The organism is Allobosea sp. 05T438, from assembly GCF_056396025.1.
Window position 1 is genome coordinate 1 of the sequence record NZ_JBFTKQ010000005.1, and the last position, 20205, is coordinate 20205.

Below are 20205 nucleotides of genomic sequence, written 5' to 3' on the forward strand. Positions count from 1 at the left end.
CATGAGATCAAGCATGAGATCAAGGTCGGCCGCTTCAACTTCGTCGCCAACGGCAAGGCGGTCGCGCTCGGCGAGGACAGCGGCCTCGCCAAGACGATCTTCGACGCCAAGACCGGCAAGCTGCTCGGCGCCCATCTGGTCGGCCCGGAAGTCACGGAACTAATCCAGGGCTTCGTCGTCGCGATGAACCTCGAGACGACCGAAGAGGAGCTGATGCACACCATCTTCCCGCATCCGACCCTGTCGGAGGTGATGAAGGAGAGCGTGCTCGACGCCTACGGCAAGGTGCTGAACGCCTGAGGGTTCACCTTCGGGCGCTGGGCTCGCGGCGATCGTTGGGGTACTCGCGCGTCATGCTCGGGCTTGACCCGAGCATCTCGTGACAAGAGTACGCCTGAACCTCATCCTGCAAGAGATTCTCGGGTCGTCGCTTTGGGCCGCCCGAGAATGACGGCCGCGTTTCGAGAATAACCGCCTTGCGCTTGGCGTCGGCCTGCCTGCGCTCCATATTGGCGCCATGCCGCCTCGCACCCGCAAACCGCCCAAACCCGACCGCGTCGTTCGCGACGAAGAGGTTGAGGTTCTGCCGCCGCGCCGGACGCTGCCGCTTGACTGGAGCGTCGTGTTGCCGACCGTGGCGTTCGGAACCGTCACGGGCTTCGTCGCCAGCCTCGTGGTTGGTGGTGGCGGGTTGATCCGTCATGCCGTCGTCGGCGTGCTCGGCATGCTGGTCGGGCAGGGCATCGTACGGCTGACCGGCTGGCGGCTGAATACCGGCCACGGCTTTCTCGACGATGCCGGCATGGCTGTGCTGGGCGCGATCCTCGTCATCCTGCTGGCGCGCTTCATTGCCTGACCGGAACCGCCGGCCGCCGTCATCGTTATCCGGACGCGCATTCGCGCATGGCTAGGGGGACTTCTTCGATGGAAAGCTTTGCCGCCACCATGGCCCAGCCGGGCTACGGTTTCTTCATGACGCTGCTGATCGGCGTGCTCGCCGGCTGGATCGCCGAGCGCCTGACCTCGTCCGATCACGGCCTCTTCACCAACATGCTGGTCGGCGTCGCCGGATCCTTCGTGGGAACGAGGGTGGCAGAACTCCTGCAGATTCCGGTCTTCGGCTTCTGGCGCACGCTGACCGCAGCCATTGCCGGCGCGGTCATCATCATCGCGATCTGGAATGCGGCCCGCAGCCGCAGCTGAGGCCGTCCAGTGCGGCCCGGCAGTTGCGGGAGCGAGCTTTGGGGATTAGCTAGGGAGGAGCCGGCAGTGCCGGCTCCTGCTTTTGAAGCCCGGACCCCGACATGGCGCTTGTTCTCGACCTGCTGAACCGCGATCCGCGGCCCAACGCCGGCAATCCGAAGGCGCAGCCGGCCCCAGTTGCGGGCGAGGTGCGCCATCCGGAGAAGCAGAAGCGCCCGGAAAACCCCGTCCTGCGCAAGCCGGACTGGATCCGGGTCAAGGCGCCGGGCTCGCCCAAATGGGCCGAGACCAAGGCGATCGTGAAAGCCGAGAAGCTGGTCACGGTCTGCGAGGAGGCCGGCTGCCCGAATATCGGCGAGTGCTGGGAAAAGAAGCACGCCACCTTCATGATCATGGGCGACACCTGCACGCGGGCCTGCGCCTTCTGCAACGTGAAGACCGGCGTGCCGCAGGCTCTCGACCTCGAGGAGCCACGGAAGGTCGCGGAAGCCGTCGCCAAGCTCGGGCTCGAACATGTCGTCATCACCTCGGTCGACCGCGATGATCTCAAGGATGGCGGCGCCGAGCATTTCGCCAATGTCGTCCAGGCGATCCGCAAGGCCTCGCCGGGCACGACCATCGAGATCCTGACGCCGGACTTCCTGCGCAAGCCCGGCGCGCTCGAGGTCGTCGTGGCGGCCAGGCCCGACGTCTTCAACCACAACCTCGAAACCGTTCCGGGCAAGTACCTCAAGGTGCGGCCGGGCGCGCGCTATTTCCATTCGCTCAGGCTGCTGCAGCGGGTGAAGGAGCTCGACCCCACGATCTTCACCAAGTCCGGCATCATGGTCGGCCTCGGCGAGGAGCGGAACGAGGTGCTGCAGTTGATGGACGACCTGCGCTCGGCCGAGGTCGATTTCATGACCATCGGCCAGTATCTCGCGCCCTCGCGCAAGCACCACGCCGTGATCCGTTTCGTCACGCCCGACGAGTTCAAGAGCTTCGAGACCATCGCCTATGCCAAGGGCTTCCTGATGGTGTCCTCGACGCCGCTGACCCGCTCCTCGCACCATGCCGGCGAGGATTTCGCGCGGCTGCGCGCGAACCGGGCGGCGCGGCTGGGCCAGTAACGGCAGCGCTGCCATGCCGATGTTCAACAGCACCCGCCGGGTGAAGCATTCGCCCGAGCAGATGTTTGCGCTTGTGGCGGATGTCGAGAAGTACCCGCTGTTCCTGCCGCTCTGCGAGGGGCTGGCGGTACGCCGGCGCACGCCGCGCGAAGGCGGCGGCGAGGTGCTGCTGGCCGACATGACCGTCGGCTACAAGGCCATCCACGAGACCTTCACCAGCCGCGTCACGCTCGATCCGGCGAACCTCAAGATCCTCGTCGAATATGTCGACGGTCCGTTTCGCCATCTGGAGAACCGCTGGACCTTCAAGCCGCTCGAGACGGGCTGCGAGGTCGGCTTCTTCATCACCTACGAGTTCGCCAGCCGCATGCTCGGCATGCTGATGGGCGCGATGTTCGACAAGGCCTTCCACAAGTTTTCGGAGGCCTTCGCGCGCCGGGCCGATCTGGTCTATGGCGGAGCCGCGTCAAAGGCAGTGACGGGCACCTGATCTCAACGCGCAGCCGACGCTCGGCCAGCGGTTGATGCCTCCCGGCGATATGGCGCCGCCTTTCCCGCTGAGGCAGTTCAGCGCGCAGCGTCCCGCAGCAGTTCGAGCGCAACGATCACGGATAGCCGCCGGATCTCGTCGCGCGACAAATTCCCGAAGCGCATTTCGCGGTGCACGGTCCCGGTGGACGTCGCACAGGCAAAATGCACGAGGCCGACCGGCTTGCGCTCCGTTCCTCCGCCCGGACCTGCGACCCCGGTGATCGCGACGGCCAGATCGGCGGACAACCGGGCGCGGCCGCCTTCGGCCATGGCGCGCGCCACCGGCTCGCTGACGGCACCATGCCCTTCGAGCAGTTCAGCCGCCACATCGGCGAGTGCCGTCTTGGCTGCGTTCGAATAAGTCACCAGACCGCCGTTCACGACATCGGAGGAGCCGGCAATCGCCGTAAGCGCTCCCGCGACAAGGCCGCCTGTGCAGGATTCGACGGTGGCGACCCTGAGACCGGCTTCACGGCACATTGCCAATACGGTCTCGGACAGCGTCGTGACTTCGGCATCGAACATCGCGCTACTCCGCTTCGGGCAACCGGATCGTCGCCGTTCCCAGTGCGACGAGGCCCTCGCGCCGGCCCGTGAAGCCCATGCGCTCGGAAGTCGTCGCCTTGATTGCGACCTTCTCGACCGGAATGCCGGCGGCCGCTGCAATCGCAGCGCGGATGGCCTCGCGATGCGGCCCTACCTTCGGTGCCTCGCAGACGATCGTCAGATCGAGATGGTCGATGCGCCCGCCGCGCAGGCGCACCCGTTCGGCGGCAAAAGCCAGGAACTGCGCTGAGGCAGCACCGCGCCATTGCGGGTCGCTCGGCGGGAAATGCGTGCCGATATCGCCATCGGCCAGCGCACCGAGCAGGGCATCCGTCAGGGCATGGAGCGCCACGTCGCCATCCGAATGGGCGACGACGCCGTGGTCATGGGCGATCCTGACGCCACCGAGCCAGACATGGTCGCCCGGACCGAAGGCGTGGACGTCATAGCCGGTGCCGACCCGCGTCACGAGCGTCTGGCCGGCGCGCGCATCCATGCGCCGGAAATCCGCGGCATGGGTCAGCTTGATGTTGGCGAGTTCGCCCTTGAAGGTCGCGACCAGGTGGCCGGCCCACTCCATCAAGGCCGCATCATCGGTGAAGCCGTGCAGCGAAGCCGTTTCGGCTGCCTCATGCGCGGCCAGGAGGGGCCTGAAGCGGAAAGCCTGCGGAGTCTGGACGGTGACGAGCTGGTCGCGCGACGGGGTCTCTGCGACATGGCCGCCGGCGTCGATGCGCTTGACCGTGTCCGTGACCGGCAGAGCGGGGATGGCCGCCAAACCGGTTTCGCCGAGCGCGCGGATCGCCGCGCCGATCAGCGCCTGCGAGACGAAGGGGCGGGCGGCGTCGTGGACCAAAACGATACCGTCGAAACCCTCGCGTGCAAGCGCGAGCAATCCGCGTCGCACCGAATCCTGCCGGGTCGCACCGCCCAGCGTCGGAGCCGCAAGCCGGTTGTCGTCGACCCCGGCGACAGCATTGGCGTAGCGGATTTCGTCGTCCTCACCGATGACGACCACCACGCGGCCGATCGCGCGTTCGGCCAGAAACGGGGTGAGCGCGCGCGCGAGGACCGGAACACCGTCGACGAGCCGATACTGCTTCGGCTCGCCTGTGCCCGCGCGCAGCCCGCGCCCGGCAGCGACGAGCAGGGCCGCCACCGGAATGCGGCTATCGGCGCGGCCGGAAGCGGGGATGGATTCTGCAGGATGGCTGTTCATGCGGCATGCCATAGCCAATTCCGTCCGCACAGGGCAGGGGGTCTGTTGTCGCTGCAGTGCAACATAAATCTGTACACCCTTGCGCTCCTGCAGCATTGTCCAATAAATATGCATGCTGAAAGTTGCCTCAAAAGCAGGCTGGGCCGTTTGAACATCGCAGGAATATCAATCGAATCCCGCGCCTTTCTGGCGCCGATGTCCGGCGTGACCGATATCGTCATGCGCCGGCTGGCAGCACGCCGCCATGCCGGGATCGTCGTTTCGGAAATGGTGGCATCGGACGAATTTGTCCGAGGCAGCGAGGAAGCGCGCATCCGCGCCGAGGGCGAGGGTGTCTCGCCCCATGTCGTCCAGCTCGCCGGATGCGACCCTTATTGGATGGGCGAGGCTGCAAGGCTGGCCGAGGCCAACGGCGCGGCGATCGTCGACATCAATATGGGCTGCCCGGCGAAGAAGGTGACCGGTGGCTGGGCCGGCTCTGCGCTGATGCGCGATCTCGATCACGCCGTGGCGCTGGTCGAGGCGGCTGTCGCCGCCGCCACGGTGCCCGTGACGGTCAAGATGCGGCTGGGCTGGGACGACGCCTCCCGCAACGCCCCCGAGCTCGCGCGCCGCGCCGTCGCCGCAGGGGCGCGGATGATCACCGTCCACGGCCGCACCCGCCAGCAATTCTACAAGGGCAAGGCCGACTGGCGCGCCATCGCCGCCGTGCGGGCGGCCGGTGATTTTCCGCTGGTGGCGAACGGCGACATTCACGATGTCGCCGATGCCGAAGCCTGTCTCGCCGAGTCGGGAGCCGACTTCGTCATGGTGGGACGGGCGGCACTCGGGCGCCCCTGGCTGGTCGGCGAGATCGGGGCCGCACTCGACGGTCGCACGCTGGCGCCCCTGACCTTGGCCGACAAGCTCGGCGTCGCGCAGGAACACTATGAAGGGCTGCTGACCTTGATGGGAACGGCGCATGGCGTGCGCCACGCCCGCAAGCACCTCGCCGCCTATGCCGACGAGGCCGTGGCGGAGGGCTGTGAGCCGAATCCCGAGCTGCGGCGGACGCTGCTCACTTCGGAAGATCCTGGCCAGGTCCTGGCGGCGCTTGCGGGGCTGTTTTCGACGGAACGAAGCCGCGAAGCGGCCTGAGACGGAAAGGAAGGGCCGATGACGGCGATGTTTGCCGACAAGGGGCTCGCGAGCGGGCGGACCTATTTGCTCGACGCTATCGAGGTTCAGACGTTGAATGTCCTGCCGATGCCGGTCCTGGTCATCGGCGAAGGGCACGTGGTCATCTACGCGAACACGGCGGCTGAGGATTTTTTCCAGTCGAGCGCCGCCGTGCTCAAGCGCCAGCGCATCGACGATCTCGTCGCCTTCGGCTCGCCGATCCTTGGACTGATAGAGGAGGTGCAGCGCCGTGGCGCGAGCGTCAGCGAATACCGTCTCGACTTTGGCTCGCCGCGCCTCGGCAGTGATCGTACCGTCGATGTTTTTGCCTCTCCGTTGCCCAGCCAGGGCGACGCCGTCGTCCTGATGCTGCAAGAACGGACAATTGCTGAAAAAATGGACAGGCAATTGACGCATAGAGGGGCAGCTCGTTCAATCACCGCACTCGGCGCCATGCTCGCCCATGAGATCAAGAACCCGCTTTCGGGCATCCGCGGAGCGGCGCAATTGCTCGAAGGCTCGATCTCGGATGCGGATCGAATGCTGACCCAGCTCATCTGCGACGAGACCGATCGCATCGTGAAGCTGGTCGAGCGTGTCGAGCTCTTCGGCGACGAGCGGCCGAGCGAACGCGACCCGGTCAATGTCCATGACGTGCTCGATCATGTGAAGCGCCTGGCGCAGTCGGGTTTCGCCCGCCACATTCGCTTCTCCGAAGTCTACGATCCCTCCCTGCCGCCTGTGTCCGGCAATCGCGATCAGCTCGTCCAGGTCCTGCTGAATCTGGTCAAGAACGCCGCCGAAGCCATTGGCGAACATGCGATCAACGGCGAGGTCACGCTGTCGACGGCCTATCGCCCGGGCATCCGCATGCAGGTTCCCGGATCGTCCGAAAGGATCGCGCTGCCGCTCGAAATCGTCATCCGCGACAACGGCCCGGGCGTGCCGCACGACCTCGTCCAGCACCTGTTCGATCCCTTCGTCACCACCAAGGCACAGGGAAGTGGCCTTGGACTTGCACTCGTCGCCAAGGTGATCGGCGACCATGGCGGAATCGTCGAATGCGAGTCCGTCCCCCGCCGCACGCAATTCAGGATCCTTCTGCCGCTGCACCAGCTTGGTCAGGGCAGTCAACGCAAGGCCTAATCGAACACATGCCGACCGGTCATATCCTCGTTGCCGACGACGACGCCGCGATCCGCACCGTCCTCAATCAGGCGCTCGCCAGGGCCGGCTATGAAGTCCGCACCACCGGCCAGGCCGCGACATTGTGGACCTGGGCCGCTCAGGGCCTCGGCGATCTGATCATCACCGACGTCGTGATGCCGGACGGGAACGCCTTCGACCTGCTGCCGCGCATCAAGCGCGTGCGGCCCGAACTGCCGATCATCGTGATGAGCGCGCAGAACACCTTCATGACGGCAATCAAGGCGTCCGAGCGCGGCGCCTATGAATATCTGCCGAAGCCCTTCGACCTGAAGGAACTCGTCGCCATCGTCGGCCGCGCCATGTCGCGGCCCCGCGGCGAGACCGCACGCAGCCACGCCGCCGAGCCCGAGGACATCCCGCTGATCGGCCGCTCGCCCGCGATGCAGGACGTCTACCGCGCGCTCGCCCGCCTGATGCCGATCGACCTGACCGTGATGATCAACGGCGAGTCGGGCACCGGCAAGGAGCTGGTGGCGCGGGCGCTGCACGACTACGGCAAGCGCAAGAACGGTCCTTTCGTCGCGATCAATATGGCGGCGATCCCGAAGGACCTGATCGAATCCGAATTGTTCGGTCACGAGAAGGGCGCCTTCACCGGGGCGCTGACGCGCTCCTCCGGCCGCTTCGAGCAGGCGGAAGGCGGCACGCTCTTCCTTGACGAGATCGGCGACATGCCGATGGAGGCACAGACCCGCCTCCTGCGCGTGCTCCAGCAAGGCGAGTACACGACCGTCGGCGGGCGCACGCCGATCAAGACCAATGTCCGCATCATCGCGGCGACCAACAAGGATCTGCGGATCTCGATCGCGCAGGGGCTGTTCCGCGAGGACCTGTTCTTCCGGCTGAACGTCGTGCCGATCCGGCTGCCGCCTCTGCGCGAACGCGTCGAGGACATCCCGGATCTCGTCCGCCATTTCTTCTCGCTGGTCGAGAAGGAGGGACTGCCGCGCAAGCAGGTCGATTCGGAAGCGATGGACGTGATGCGTCGCTACCGCTGGCCCGGCAACGTCCGCGAGCTGGAGAATCTGGTCCGCCGCCTGGCTGCGCTTTATCCACAGGAGACGATCACCGCGCCGATCGTCGAGGCCGAACTGCAGCCGGCAGCGGCCGGGGCGGGATATTCGAGCAGCCCGGCCGCCCCGGAACGCGCCGAGACCCTGTCCGGCTCAGTCGAACGCCATCTCAGCCAGTATTTCGGCGGTTTCGGCGAGAACATCCCCCCGCCGGGCCTCTATCACCGCATCCTGCGCGAGATCGAGCCGCCGCTGATCGCCGCAGCGCTGGCCGCGACGCGCGGCAACCAGATCCGGGCTGCCGAACTGCTCGGCCTCAACCGCAACACCCTGCGCAAGAAGATCCGCGAGCTCGATATGCAGGTCGTCCGCTCGCCGCGGTGAGCCGCCGGAGCGCCCGCCTTGTCCATGTCATATTTTGACAACACCGTTGCGGCGGCGCATCAGTCGCGTCCGTAGGTGTCGCCATGCTTCGGCGGCGCCGCATCGGAGTTGTCAGAACACGTGTCCGCTTCCGCAACTGAAGCCAGAATGATGCCGCGCGGCGAGGAGAAATCCCGCCGCGTTTCCGGCTGGATCGGCGGGATCATCGTCTTCCTGGCGCTGGTCTCGGCGCTGCTCACCTTCCTCGTCCTGTCGGGCGCGACGCCGATCGCCCCGGTGCATGAGGTCGTGATCGGCGTCTTCGTCCTCAACGGACTTCTGATTCTGGCTCTCCTGGTCGTCGTCGCGATCGAGGCAGCCGTGCTGATCCGGGCCCGCAAGGCGGGAGCCGCAGCCGCCGGGCTGCATGTGCGGATCGTCGGCCTTTTCAGCATCGTGGCAGCCTTGCCGGCCGTGCTCGTCGCGATCATCGCAACCGTCACCATCGAACGTGGCCTGGAGCCCTGGTTCTCGGACCGGATGCGGGATGCGATCTTCAAGTCGGTCGAGGTCGCGGATGCCTATGCCGCCAGCCAATGCCGCTCGCTGGGCCGCGAAATCCGTGTGCTCGCCGATGATTTGACGCGCGCCAAGCCCGCCTATGACGCGGACCGCAAATGGTTCGAGAATTTTCTGACCTCGCGCGCAACGGCGCTCGGCGTCCCGGTCGCTGCGATCATGCAACCGCCGGACAAGGTCCTGGTGCGCGCCAACATCGACGTGCTCAAGGACGCCCCCAAGCCCGATCAGGCCGCTTTCGACGACGCCCAGTCGGCGCCCGAGCCGATCTGCGTCATTCCGCGCACCGGCAGGGTCTTCGGCGCGGTGATGAAATTGCCGGCCTATGACAACAGCTTCCTGCATATCGCGCGGGAGGTCGATCCGCTGGCGGTCGAGTTCCCGGCGGTCGCTCGCGGCGCGGCTGTCGAATACCTGTCGATCGATGCCCGCCGCAAAGGGGTACAGGTCGCCTTCGCTTCGATGTACGGGCTGATAGCGCTGATCCTGCTGCTCTCGGCGATCTGGCTTGGCCTCAGCTTCGCCAACGGGCTCGTCGCTCCGATCAGGCGGATGATTCACGCGACCGACCAGGTCTCCAGCGGCAATTTCTACGTCCAGGTGCCGATCCGAAGATCGGAGGGCGATCTTGCCCATCTCGGTGAGACCTTCAACAAGATGACGGCGGAGCTGCGCCGCCAGCGCGACAGCCTGGTGACGGCGAGCGAGGTCATCGACAGACGCCGGCGCTTCACCGAGACCGTGCTCTCCGGCGTCTCTTCCGGCGTGCTGAGCCTCGACGGCGATGGCCATATCACGACGATCAATCGCTCGGCCGAAGCGCTCCTCGGTACGGGTGGTCGCCTGCTGGGCAAGCCGATCGCCGAGATCGCCCCCGAGGTCGCGGCCCTGGTCGCCGAGGCCCTGCAGGGCAGGCAGCGGCAGATTTCGGGGCAGGCGACGCTGACGCGGGCCGGACAGGAGCGAATGGTCAACATCCGCGCCGTACGCGAAGGCGAGGGGCTCAGCGCCGGTCTCGTGGTGACGCTCGACGACATCACCGACCTCGTCTCCGCCCAGCGCACGGCCGCCTGGGCGGACGTCGCGCGACGCATCGCGCATGAGATCAAGAATCCGCTGACGCCGATCCAGCTTTCGGCCGAGCGGATCAAGCGCCGTTTCGGCCGCGTCATCACCGAAGGCAAGGATGTCTTCGACCAATGCACCGACACGATCGTGCGGCAGGTCGAGGATATCCGGCGCATGGTCGACGAGTTCTCCTCCTTCGCCCGCATGCCGAAGCCGTCCCTGGCGCGCGAGGACATCGTCGAGACGGTTCGTCAGATCGTCTTCCTCTGGCGGGTCGGCAATCCGGAGACGACAATGGAGGAGAGCCTGCCGGCGGAAGCCGTCTTGGCCCGTTTCGACCGCCGCCTGATTTCCCAGGCCCTGACCAATGTCATCAAGAACGCGACGGAAGCGATTGAGGCGGTCCCGGCCGACGAGCGCGGCCGGGGTCGCATCGATGTCCGCGTGGAACGGCGTGACGACGGGCGCGTCGTCATCGAGATCATCGACAACGGCAAGGGGCTGCCGGCCGACCAGCGCCAAAAGCTGCTGGAGCCCTATATGACGACGCGCGAAGGCGGGACCGGTCTCGGCCTCGCCATCGTCGGCAAGATACTGGAGGACCATGGCGGCGGCATCGAACTGCTCGACCGCCCGGACGCCTCCAGCGGGGCGAGGGGCGCCCGTATCCGCCTCTGGTTCCCCGAAGCCGGCCCGTCCGAGGCCGATGGCGGCGATGATGCCGCCCAACCGGGCACCGGCCCGGTCAATCACGTTTCGCAGAATGGGATAGGTTGATGAGCGCTGACATCCTGGTGGTGGACGACGAAGTCGATATCCGCGATCTGGTCGCCGGCCTTCTCGAGGACGAAGGCTACCGGACCCGCAAGGCGGGCTCGGCCGACGAGGCGCTGGCCGCGATCGCGGCGCGGCGGCCGAACCTCGTCTTCCTCGACATCTGGCTTCAGGGCAGCCGCCTCGACGGCCTGCAGGTCCTCGAGCTGATCAAGGAGAGCCATCCGGATCTTGCCGTGGTGATGATCTCCGGCCACGGCAATATCGAGACGGCCGTCTCCGCGATCAAAAGCGGGGCCTACGACTTCATCGAGAAGCCGTTCAAGGCGGACCGGCTCGTCCTTGTCGCGGAACGGGCGCTGGAAGCGTCGCGGCTGCGCCGCGAGGTACGGGAGCTCAAGACCCGCTCGGTCCAGGCCAACCGCATCGTCGGCCGCACGACCGTCGTCAACCAGCTCCGCCAGACCATCGAGCGGGTCGCGCCGACCAATGCGCGCGTCCTCATCACGGGCGAGCCGGGCTGCGGCAAGGAACTGGCGGCGCGGACGCTGCACGAGGCGTCCACGCGCTCGCACAGCCCCTTCGTCGTCATCAATGCGGCGACGATCACGCCAGAGACGATGGAGGAGGAGCTCTTCGGCGTCGAAAACGGCGACGGTCGCTCGCGCCGGATCGGCGCGCTTGAGGAGGCGCATGGCGGCTCGCTCTATATCGACGAGATCGGCGATATGCCGCGCGAGACGCAGAACCGCATCCTGCGCGTGCTGGTCGACCAGAATTTCCAGCGCGTCGGCGGCGCCACACGGGTCCATGTCGACGTCCGCATCATCTCCTCGTCGAGCCGCGATCTTGCGCAGCTGATCGCCGAGGGGCACTTCCGCGAGGATCTCTATCACCGCCTCAGCGTCGTGCCGATCCGCGTGCCCGCGCTCTCCGAGCGGCGCGAGGACGTGCCGGAGCTGATCGAGTTCTTCATGGACCAGATCTCGGTGGCGAGCGGCCTGCCCAAACGGCGGATCGGCTCCGATGCGATGGCCGTTCTGCAGTCGCATGAATGGCCGGGCAATGTCCGCGAGCTGCGCAACAACGTCGAGCGGCTGATGATCCTGACCAAGGGCGACCCGACTGCAGAGGTCACGATCGAGATGCTGCCGGCCGAGGTCGGAGCGATGGTGCCGACGACGCCGTCGGGCACCGGCGGCGAGCGGCTGATGAGCCTGGCGCTGCGCGATGCGCGCGAGATCTTCGAACGCGAGTATTTGATCGCCCAGATTGCGCGCTTCTCGGGCAACATCTCGCGCACCGCCGAATTCATCGGCATGGAACGCTCCGCATTGCACCGGAAGCTCAAATCGCTCGGCGTCGGCTAGGCCTTTATTCGCGGGCATGTGTGCGCGCAACGCAAGCGCACATGCGAAAAAACGCGGTATTGCTGCACTTGCGTTGAAAGCAAACTCGACGATCTAATGGCTCGTCGGTGTTCCGAGGCTGGCGGAATGCGCCGCCGGCCTGAACGGAACGAACTGGATCGCGGGCGTAAACCGATCGACGATCCCAACAACAGGGACTTCCTATGGCCGCAGAGCGGGCACAGAACCTTCAGGACACCTTCCTCAATCATGTTCGCAAGCAGAAGATTCCGCTGACTATTTTCCTGGTCAACGGCGTGAAGCTGCAGGGCGTCGTCACCTGGTTCGACAATTTCTGCGTGCTGCTGCGCCGTGACGGTCACTCGCAGCTCGTCTACAAACATGCGATCTCGACCATCATGCCCGGTCATCCGGTGCAGCTGTTCGAGCCCGAGGACACGGACAAGAACTGACTTGGCGGCAAGCCGCGACAGCGACAAGGAGCGGGCGGCCGTGAAGCCGCTCGACGAGATCGAACGCGACATCGCGGCGAATACGCGCGCCTTTGTCGTGGGGCCCTATCTGCAGAAGCGCGGCGTCGCAGCCGACGCCAACCAGCGCTCCTTCGCAGCGCGCCTCGACGAGGCCGTAGGCCTTGCGGCCGCGATCGACCTGACGGTCGTGGAGCCGGTCCAGGTGCTGCTCACAGCGTTGCGCCCCGCGACCTATCTAGGCAAGGGCAAGGTTGACGAGCTCGCCGAGCGCATCAAGATCGAGGAAATCGGCCTCGTCGTGATGGACTGCGCGCTGTCGCCGGTTCAGCAGCGCAACCTCGAAAAGGCCTTCGGCTGCAAGGTCATCGACCGCACGGGCCTGATCCTCGAGATCTTCGGCCGGCGGGCACGGACCAAGGAGGGCGCGCTCCAGGTCGAGCTCGCGCATCTCAACTACCAGAAGAGCCGGCTGGTGCGGTCCTGGACCCACCTCGAGCGCCAGCGCGGCGGATTCGGCTTCCTCGGCGGCCCCGGCGAGACGCAGATCGAGGCCGACCGGCGCATCATCCAGGAGCGCATGACCAAGATCGAGCGCGATCTGGAGAGCGTGAAGCGGACCCGTTCCCTGCACCGCGCAAGCCGGAAACGCGTGCCTTATCCGATCGTTGCGCTGGTCGGTTACACCAATGCCGGAAAATCGACGCTGTTCAACCGGCTGACGTCGGCCGAGGTGCTGGCGCAGGACATGCTCTTCGCCACGCTCGATCCGACGGCTCGGGCGATCAAGCTGCCGCATGGCGCACGAATCATGCTCTCCGACACCGTCGGCTTCATCTCCGACCTGCCGACGCAGCTCATCGCCGCGTTCCGCGCCACGCTGGAGGATGCGATCGAGGCCGATGTGCTGCTGCATGTCCGCGACGTCTCGCACGAGGACACGCAGGCGCAGGCCGCAGATGTGCAGGCGATCCTGCGCGACCTCGGCATCAACCCGGATGACGGCCAGCGCGTCATCGAGGTCTGGAACAAGGCCGATCTGCTCGATCCCGCCGAGCGCGAGCGGCAGCTCGGCGTTGCCTCGCTGCGGCCGGCGGAGACGCGCCCGGTCCTCGTTTCGGCGCTGACCGGCGAGGGGATCGATCGCCTGACCCGCGCCATCGAGACCCGGATCGCCTTGAGCCGCCCGGTCTACGCGCTCGAGCTCGCGCCCGGCGATGGCAAGTCGCTGGCCTGGCTGCACGCCAACGGCGAAATCCTGGAGCGTGAAGACGCCGAGGATGGCGGGCTGAAGCTCATCGTCCGGCTGCCGCCGGAGCGGGAAGGAGCCTTCACCGCTCGCTTTCCCGAGGCTGTTCGGCAGTAAGGCCGACAGGCTTCGTTCTCGGGCGGAGCGAAACGCAGGCCCGAGAAACTCATGACGAGAGGCGCTGGTTTCCGAGATGGTCGGATCGAGCCCGACAATGACGGCTGTTCCGGCTAGCCGCCTGCCTTCTCATCCTGCTTCACACGCTGCCAGAGGGCTTCCAGCTCGTCGAGCGTCGCATCCTTGGCGCTGCGCCCCTGGGTTTCGAGCTTCTCCTCGATGCCCTTGAAGCGGCGTTCGAACTTCGCATTGGCAGCGTTGAGGCAACCTTCGGGGTCGGCGTCGACATGGCGGGCGAGATTGGCGACGACGAAGAGCAGATCGCCGATCTCCTCCTGGATCGCCGCCTTGTCGCCGCTGGCCAGCGCTTCGTCGATTTCCTGGGTCTCCTCGCGGATCTTGTCGAGCACGAGCCGGGCATTGTTCCAGTCGAAGCCGACGGTCGAGGCGCGGGCCTGCAGCTTCCAGGCGCGGGTGAGGGCGGGCAGGGTGTGCGGCACGCCGGCGAGGACACTTCTGTCCTCCTGCAGCGGCGGCAGGCCGGCTGCTTCGCGCGCCGCCGCCTTGGCGGCCTTCTCCTCCGCCTTGATCCGGTGCCAGAGCACCTTCACCTCCGCCGGCGAGAGATCGCGCGCATCGCCGAAGACATGCGGATGCCGGCGGATCAGCTTGCTGGTGATCGCTTCCACCACATCGGGGAAGGCGAAGGACCCTTCCTCCTCGGCCATACGGGAATGAAAGACCACCTGCAGGAGCAGGTCGCCCAGCTCGTCCCTGAGGTCGAGCTTGTCGCCGCGCGCGATCGCATCGGCAACCTCATAGGCCTCCTCGACGGTGTAGGGAGCGATCGACGCGAAGTCCTGCTCCAGGTCCCAGGGGCAGCCGGTCCCCGGCGTGCGCAGCGCGGCCATGATCGCGATCAGGCCGTCGATCTCACGAGAAGGCTTCAACGCTGCATGTCTCCGTGGATTCGGGCAGGGCATTGCGCGACAATGGGAAACCGGTTTTTCGCTGAGGCAATGCGCAAAACTTTGATAATCCTCCTCCCATGATTCAAGCCACCCCGTCCATCGCGATCGACGAGAGCGAGATCGAGGAAAGCTTTGTGCGTGCGTCGGGCCCGGGCGGCCAGCACGTCAACAAGGTCTCGAGCGCGGTTCAGATCCGCTTTGATGCGCGCCATTCACCATCACTGCCGAATGATGTCGCGATCCGGCTGATGAAGCTCGCCGGCAGCAAGCTGACGCAGGACGGCGTCATCGTCATCGTCGCGCAGACGCATCGCAGCCAGAAGCGCAACCGCGAGGAGGCGGTGGAGCGTCTGCTTGAATTGATCCGCGCCGCCGCCGTGCGCCCTCAGATCAGGCGTGCGACGAAGCCGACCAAGGCATCTAAGGAACGCAGGCTCGCTTCCAAGGAGAAGCGCTCGGGCGTCAAGGCCGGACGGCAGAAGCCGGGATCCGACTAGCATGGCAGAGCAGGACGAGGGGCGAGGGCAGGGCGCGCGCCCCGCCCGGGCACCACGGCGAATTACGTCGGATTATCTCCAGCGCGCGGCGATGCACTATCTCGAACGTTATTCCGCGCCGGCCGCGCAGTTGCGCCGGGTGCTGGCGCGCAAGATCGTTCTGAGCTGCCGCCATCATGGTGAGGACCCGGCGCTTCACGGCGCCGCGCTCGATGATGTCGTCTCGCGCTGTATTGCCTCCGGGCTGGTTGACGACCAGCGTTTCGCCGAAGCGAGGGCTGCAACGCTCCGTCGCAGGGGCCGTTCGGCGCGCGCCGTCGCCGCCACGCTCGCCGCGAAGGGTGTGGGCCGCGAGCTCGCGGAACGGGTCAGCAGCGTCGACGAAGACGAGGAGTTGGCCGCCGCCCGGAAAGCCGCGCGGCGCAAAAGGCTCGGTCCGTGGTCGCGCGGTGACCGGGCCGCGAGCCGTCAGAAGGACCTCGCAGCGATGGCGCGAGCTGGCTTCGCGATCACGGTTGCCCGTGTCGTCATCGACGGTTCAGGAGACGAGGATGCGAACTGCGGCACGCCGATCTGATGGAACGCCAAGCGCATCCAATCAGGTCGGAATGCAACGTTGCTTGGTCGCATCCCACACCCCATCCTGACAGGGCACGGTCGCGAAATCGGTAAAGAGACCTACCGCCAGTAGCGCGGCAAAAGCGGCCAACGCGATCGCCAAGCCAATGACGGCCAGTCTCATCATGCTCCATTCCTCTCCATCGGGCCCATCGTTCAGGCCGACGTGACAAGGGAAGGGTGGCAGCAAGCTGCCGGCCTCACTCCAGTTTGACCTGCGCCTCCTTGACGACCTTGCCCCAGCGCTCGACCTCGGCTGTGACGAAGCGACCGAAGGCTTCGCCGCTCAGGCTCGGGATCGGCGAGCCGTTCTTCTTCCAGGCCGCATCGATGGCCGGCGACTTCAGCGCTTTCTCGACCTCCGTCCGCATCCGCGCGACGATCTCAGGTGGCGTTCCCCTGGGAGCCCAGAGCGCATACCAGGTCGAGACCTCATAGCCGTCGAGCCCGGCCTCTCTGGCGGTCGGAACATCTGGCACGGCCTCCGAACGCCTGGGCGCGGCGACGGCCAGCGCCCGCAAGGCGCCGCTCTGAATCTGGGCTGCCGAGGAACCGAGCCCGTCGAACAGGATATCGACCTGCCCGGCGACGGTATCCTGCAAGGCCGGCCCTGCGCCGCGATAGGGCACATGGGTCAGCTTTGTTCCCGTCGACAGCTGGAACAGTTCGCCGGCGAGATGATGCGTCGTGCCGTTTCCGGCCGAGGCGTAGTTCAGCTTTTCCGGGTTCTTCTTCGCGAAGTCGATCAGCTCGGCCACGGTCTTGGCCTGAACCTTGTCGGGATGGACGACGATGACCTGTGGCGGCTGGGCGATGACCGCGATCGGCATGAAATCGGTCTCGATGCTGTAGTCGAGCTTCGGATAGAGCGCTGGCGCGATGGCGTGATGCGCCGCCCCGACGAAGAAGCTGTATCCGTCGGGCTTTGCCTTTGACGCAGCGGAGGCCCCGACCGTCCCGCCAGCGCCGCCGCGATTCTCGATGATGATGCGCTGGCCCAGTTGCTGGTCGAGTTGCGCTGCAAGCGGCCGTGCAAAAGCGTCGGTACCGCCGCCGGCAGGGAAAGGCACGATGAAGGTGATCGGCCGCACGGGCCAGGCTTCCGCCCATGCAGGAGCATGCAAGGCCAGAACGGATGCGGCAGCGGTCGCCGCGATGAAATATCGCTTCGTGATCATCGGCTCTCTCCCTGGACAAGGCTCTTGCTGGCCTTCGCTATGTATCCGACGATGCGGACTGTCCTGGGGATTAGGCCATCGGGCCAATCCGTTTGGCAAGCGCGGGGCCGAGGGGTGTACCGGTCGCGCGATCTCGACTTTGGGCATTGGCAGGCGAGGCACCATGAGCCGGCTCGACAGTTTCATTCGCCGCCTGGAGGCTCAGCGCAGTGTGCTGAACTGGGCAGCTGATTTCGTCGCGGACAAGGAGGGCTTGATCCTGGAGCTGGGCCTCGGCAATGGCCGAACATACGACCATTTGCGCGAGAGGTTGCCGGGTCGCGCGATCCATGTATTCGAGCGCTCGCCCAGCCCCAATCCGCGATCGATGCCGCCGCAACACCTCCTCATCATCGGCGAGATGGAACAGACGCTGCCGGCCTTCGCGGCCCGGCATGGCGCCGCGGCGAGTTTGATCCATGTCGATGTCACGACGGGTGTGCCCACGCGCGACCGGGTGGCCTTTGCATGGCTGCCGGAACAAGTGGCGGCGCTCGCGCGCCCCGGCGCGCTGATCGTCAGCGGCTGGCCGCTCGACGATCCGGCGTTCGAGGCGGTGCCGCTTCCCATCGACATACCCGAAGAGCGCTACTTCGCGTATCGGCGCCACGGCACCGGCTAAGTCGACGGCGGAAGGGGTGCCGAAGACGTCAGCCGGCAGATCTGCGGAGCAATCGCGGCTTTCGGCCCGACGGCCGCAGATGGCCAATGACGTCGTCTGAATTGTCGACCTGCCGGTACGTCCGGCTCTATTGAAGATCGATCTCGAAACTGCGTTCGAGAACCACATTTTTATCGTGGAACACCGTATAGTTGGCGCGATAAGTGCCTCTATCCCATCCGGCTGCGGGCTTCCGGAGACCGGCAAAGATCAAGGTTTGCGCCTGATTTCGCTCAAGCGGCTGGGCTTCATGCTTGGCAAGCACCTGACCAGACGGACTGCTGACGACCATGGCCTGGACATCGCCGACCTTGAGGCCGATCCCACGGGCATAGGCGACGAGCGCAGGGGCCGTGATGCCGGGCGGCTGTTCGGCGTCTCCCGCCTCCAGCGTCTCCATTGTCACGGAGGCGGCGGCAAAGCCCGCATTCAAGACCCACCGCGGCCTGTAGGCGAGCAGGGGAACCAGTGCGGGGTCCCAAAGCATGCGACCGCCTCCGCATGAGTTCGGCGATGCCTCGTGAGCGAAAGGATCTGCGATCTCGCCGCGATGACGGACGATGAAATGAAGATGCGGATATTCGGTCAGGCCGGACAGGCCGACCCGACCGATCGCCTGACGCGCTTCGACCCGGTCGCCGACCTCGACACGCAGGCTGCCGCGAGCCATGTGGCAATACTGCGTCTGCCAGCCGGCGGAATGCTCAATCACGACGGCGTTGCCGCATTCGGACCCCTTCACCGACGCTGCGCCGTTGGCGCGGACGGACACGTCGGCCATGCCGTCGCGCCGGCGGACGACCCGGCCGGGGGCAGCGGCCAGCACTTCGACCCCTGCTCGCTGCGCGGCCATGTTCGGCAGGCGGAAATCCGTCCCGTTATGGCCGTCATAGGAGAGGGTGCCGCATTGATAGTCGCGGGCTGAGGGTGTGGGATTGGTGTCGACGTAGTTCTGAATGAAGCAGCTGCGTCCGAGCTCGCAGGCGACCGGCAAGGCGAAAACCGGCACCTCCTCGGCAAGAACGACTGTCGGGAAAACGAGAAGGACGACGGCTTTGGCTACGCGAAGGCAACAGCCGCCGATCATGAAATCAAGCCTCCTCGTGCCGAAACCGGTCCGGCTTAATACATGAATTGGGAAGATGTATTTCGTCCGGGAACAGTTGATCCCGGCACCCTTCGGCGAAGGGCGACAATGTCAGAATATAGAGCAGGAAAAACTCGATCTGCCGATTGATTCCGAGCTTGAGCATGATGCGTTTGATATAGGTCCTGACTGTCGCTTCGGTCAGCTCCAGGGTCTGGCCGATCTTCCATGGCGGCTCGCCACCCAGGATGCGCGTCACGATTCTTTCCTCGGCCCAGGGCAGGCCGAAGGCCGTCGCTATCCGCTTGGCCCCCGCCGCCGGGTCGATCTGCGGGATGACGACGAGCAGCCGGTCCATATGCCGCTCGGTGGGGGCAGCGCCGATCCATGCGAACGCAAAGGCGCGGTGGTCGGTCGACAGGGGAATGATCGTGTTCGTCCAGCCCCGCCCTGAGCGGGATGCCATCGTATCGCGCAACGCGTGGCGCAAGAGGTTATTGACGAGCGAGTTCGGGCCGGCGAGGGCGCCATGATCGAGACGAACCGGGTTCTTCGCCAGAAGCATCTGCCGGCCGGCATCGTTGGTTTCGAGGACGCGCAGTTGATGGTCCACGGCGAATGCCGGAAAGGCCAATTCCTGCAGGAGGGTGTCCAGGCTCAGGTTTTCGTGTCGCCGCTGCGTGAAGCCCTGGGTCGTCGCCCAGATCACGCTTGCGGCGCGGGATACGCAGACCATCTCCGTGGCCGAGAGAGAATGCGGCCGCCAGCCCGCCAGGAAAACCAGATCATTCCCGTCGCTGGCGGGCAGGCACCCTGCCAGCGCGTGCTCGGCCTCGTCCGGCTCCTTGCCGAGCAGTTCCGTGACCAGCGCATCGGTCGAATCGACGGCGAACAGACCGCTGCCCTGCCAATCCGGCCTGCACACCAGGCGCGTAATCACATCTGCCGATGGCTGCACATCGCCGTCAAAGCCGACACGAACCGCCGCGACGGCGAAGCCGCTCGGCCGGGAAAGCGTCAGGACAAAGCATCGCTTGCATTCGAGCAGTCCGAGCATCGCCCGTCCGAAAGCTTCCAGAGCGAGAAGCGTCGCGGCTCTGCCCGGCTGCGCCGGCGTGGTGGAATCGTCCCGCAACATCGAGGCCTCCTCAGTCGCATTGATCCCCCGCCGTGTTG

21 protein-coding genes and 1 pseudogene are annotated in these 20205 nt (G+C 66.0%); 15 read left to right on the forward strand and 7 right to left on the reverse strand.

What is annotated here, in order from left to right:
• The 5 genes and pseudogenes from AC1DIN_RS12560 to AC1DIN_RS12580 all read left to right on the forward strand — a co-directional run.
• A pseudogene (locus AC1DIN_RS12560) lies at positions 1 to 300 on the forward strand (dihydrolipoyl dehydrogenase); the annotation flags it as partial.
• Between the two features lie 217 nt (positions 301 to 517).
• Positions 518 to 856, forward strand: a complete 339-nt coding sequence (locus AC1DIN_RS12565; protein ID WP_476810054.1) for a GlsB/YeaQ/YmgE family stress response membrane protein — start codon at positions 518 to 520, stop codon at positions 854 to 856.
• A gap of 68 nt (positions 857 to 924) precedes the next feature.
• Positions 925 to 1203: a GlsB/YeaQ/YmgE family stress response membrane protein gene (locus AC1DIN_RS12570; RefSeq protein ID WP_476810055.1), complete on the forward strand. Its 279-nt coding sequence runs from the start codon at positions 925 to 927 to the stop codon at positions 1201 to 1203.
• A 101-nt stretch (positions 1204 to 1304) separates the two neighbouring features.
• Positions 1305 to 2312 carry a lipoyl synthase gene (lipA, locus tag AC1DIN_RS12575; protein WP_476810056.1) on the forward strand — a complete coding sequence of 336 codons (1008 nt, stop codon included), beginning with the start codon at positions 1305 to 1307 and terminating at the stop codon, positions 2310 to 2312.
• Positions 2313 to 2325: 13 nt separating this feature from the next.
• The gene (locus tag AC1DIN_RS12580; RefSeq protein WP_476810057.1) at positions 2326 to 2802 is read left to right on the forward strand and encodes a type II toxin-antitoxin system RatA family toxin; all 477 of its coding nucleotides are present in this window, start codon (positions 2326 to 2328) and stop codon (positions 2800 to 2802) included.
• A gap of 77 nt (positions 2803 to 2879) precedes the next feature.
• Here AC1DIN_RS12580 and AC1DIN_RS12585 read toward each other — a convergent pair whose 3' ends face one another.
• Both AC1DIN_RS12585 and AC1DIN_RS12590 read right to left on the reverse strand, forming a co-directional pair.
• On the reverse strand, positions 2880 to 3368 hold the full coding sequence (locus AC1DIN_RS12585; RefSeq protein WP_476810058.1) for a CinA family protein: 489 nt from the start codon (positions 3366 to 3368) through the stop codon (positions 2880 to 2882).
• A 4-nt stretch (positions 3369 to 3372) separates the two neighbouring features.
• On the reverse strand, positions 3373 to 4608 hold the full coding sequence (locus tag AC1DIN_RS12590) for a bifunctional 2-C-methyl-D-erythritol 4-phosphate cytidylyltransferase/2-C-methyl-D-erythritol 2,4-cyclodiphosphate synthase (RefSeq protein WP_476810059.1): 1236 nt from the start codon (positions 4606 to 4608) through the stop codon (positions 3373 to 3375).
• Between the two features lie 108 nt (positions 4609 to 4716).
• On the opposite strand from AC1DIN_RS12590, the gene dusB reads away from it, so the two are divergent.
• From dusB to hflX, 7 genes are all read left to right on the forward strand, one after another.
• On the forward strand, positions 4717 to 5745 hold the full coding sequence (dusB, locus tag AC1DIN_RS12595; protein WP_476810060.1) for a tRNA dihydrouridine synthase DusB: 1029 nt from the start codon (positions 4717 to 4719) through the stop codon (positions 5743 to 5745).
• A gap of 27 nt (positions 5746 to 5772) precedes the next feature.
• Positions 5773 to 6912: a two-component system sensor histidine kinase NtrB gene (locus AC1DIN_RS12600; RefSeq protein ID WP_476810269.1), complete on the forward strand. Its 1140-nt coding sequence runs from the start codon at positions 5773 to 5775 to the stop codon at positions 6910 to 6912.
• A gap of 8 nt (positions 6913 to 6920) precedes the next feature.
• Complete coding sequence (gene ntrC / locus AC1DIN_RS12605) at positions 6921 to 8372, forward strand: nitrogen regulation protein NR(I) (RefSeq protein ID WP_441470424.1); 1452 nt, start codon at positions 6921 to 6923, stop codon at positions 8370 to 8372.
• 120 nt (positions 8373 to 8492) lie between these two features.
• Positions 8493 to 10775: a sensor histidine kinase NtrY-like gene (locus AC1DIN_RS12610; protein ID WP_476810061.1), complete on the forward strand. Its 2283-nt coding sequence runs from the start codon at positions 8493 to 8495 to the stop codon at positions 10773 to 10775.
• Positions 10775 to 12142, forward strand: a complete 1368-nt coding sequence (gene ntrX, locus AC1DIN_RS12615) for a nitrogen assimilation response regulator NtrX (RefSeq protein WP_476810062.1) — start codon at positions 10775 to 10777, stop codon at positions 12140 to 12142. Before AC1DIN_RS12610 ends, ntrX begins: the two co-directional genes overlap by 1 nt.
• A 203-nt stretch (positions 12143 to 12345) precedes the next feature.
• Positions 12346 to 12594, forward strand: coding sequence for an RNA chaperone Hfq (gene hfq, locus AC1DIN_RS12620; protein WP_055726983.1), 249 nt, complete (start codon positions 12346 to 12348; stop codon positions 12592 to 12594).
• 1 nt (position 12595) lies between these two features.
• Positions 12596 to 13978 (forward strand): GTPase HflX, encoded by a 1383-nt coding sequence (gene hflX / locus AC1DIN_RS12625; protein ID WP_441470427.1) that lies wholly within the window; start codon positions 12596 to 12598, stop codon positions 13976 to 13978.
• Between the two features lie 113 nt (positions 13979 to 14091).
• On the opposite strand, the gene mazG is transcribed toward hflX, so the two are convergent.
• On the reverse strand, positions 14092 to 14928 hold the full coding sequence (gene mazG / locus AC1DIN_RS12630; protein ID WP_476810063.1) for a nucleoside triphosphate pyrophosphohydrolase: 837 nt from the start codon (positions 14926 to 14928) through the stop codon (positions 14092 to 14094).
• 98 nt (positions 14929 to 15026) lie between these two features.
• Between mazG and arfB the strand changes: the two genes are divergently transcribed.
• Together arfB and AC1DIN_RS12640 are read left to right on the forward strand one after the other, a co-directional pair.
• A complete protein-coding gene (gene arfB, locus AC1DIN_RS12635) occupies positions 15027 to 15446 on the forward strand; it encodes an alternative ribosome rescue aminoacyl-tRNA hydrolase ArfB (RefSeq protein WP_441470429.1) in 420 nt (139 codons plus the stop codon).
• Position 15447: 1 nt separating this feature from the next.
• On the forward strand, positions 15448 to 16023 hold the full coding sequence (locus AC1DIN_RS12640) for a regulatory protein RecX (RefSeq protein ID WP_476810064.1): 576 nt from the start codon (positions 15448 to 15450) through the stop codon (positions 16021 to 16023).
• Between the two features lie 21 nt (positions 16024 to 16044).
• On the opposite strand, the gene AC1DIN_RS12645 is transcribed toward AC1DIN_RS12640, so the two are convergent.
• On the reverse strand, positions 16045 to 16191 hold the full coding sequence (locus tag AC1DIN_RS12645; RefSeq protein WP_441470431.1) for a hypothetical protein: 147 nt from the start codon (positions 16189 to 16191) through the stop codon (positions 16045 to 16047).
• A 73-nt stretch (positions 16192 to 16264) separates the two neighbouring features.
• Complete coding sequence (locus AC1DIN_RS12650) at positions 16265 to 17242, reverse strand: Bug family tripartite tricarboxylate transporter substrate binding protein (protein ID WP_476810065.1); 978 nt, start codon at positions 17240 to 17242, stop codon at positions 16265 to 16267.
• A 163-nt stretch (positions 17243 to 17405) separates the two neighbouring features.
• Here AC1DIN_RS12650 and AC1DIN_RS12655 point away from each other — a divergent pair, with 163 nt between their 5' ends.
• Positions 17406 to 17903, forward strand: a complete 498-nt coding sequence (locus AC1DIN_RS12655; RefSeq protein ID WP_476810066.1) for a class I SAM-dependent methyltransferase — start codon at positions 17406 to 17408, stop codon at positions 17901 to 17903.
• A 127-nt stretch (positions 17904 to 18030) separates the two neighbouring features.
• On the opposite strand, the gene AC1DIN_RS12660 is transcribed toward AC1DIN_RS12655, so the two are convergent.
• Entirely contained in the window at positions 18031 to 19029 is a 999-nt protein-coding gene (locus AC1DIN_RS12660) for a M23 family metallopeptidase (protein ID WP_476810067.1), read from the reverse strand.
• A 4-nt stretch (positions 19030 to 19033) separates the two neighbouring features.
• Entirely contained in the window at positions 19034 to 20167 is a 1134-nt protein-coding gene (locus AC1DIN_RS12665) for a helix-turn-helix transcriptional regulator (protein ID WP_476810068.1), read from the reverse strand.
• Positions 20168 to 20205 lie beyond the last annotated feature (38 nt).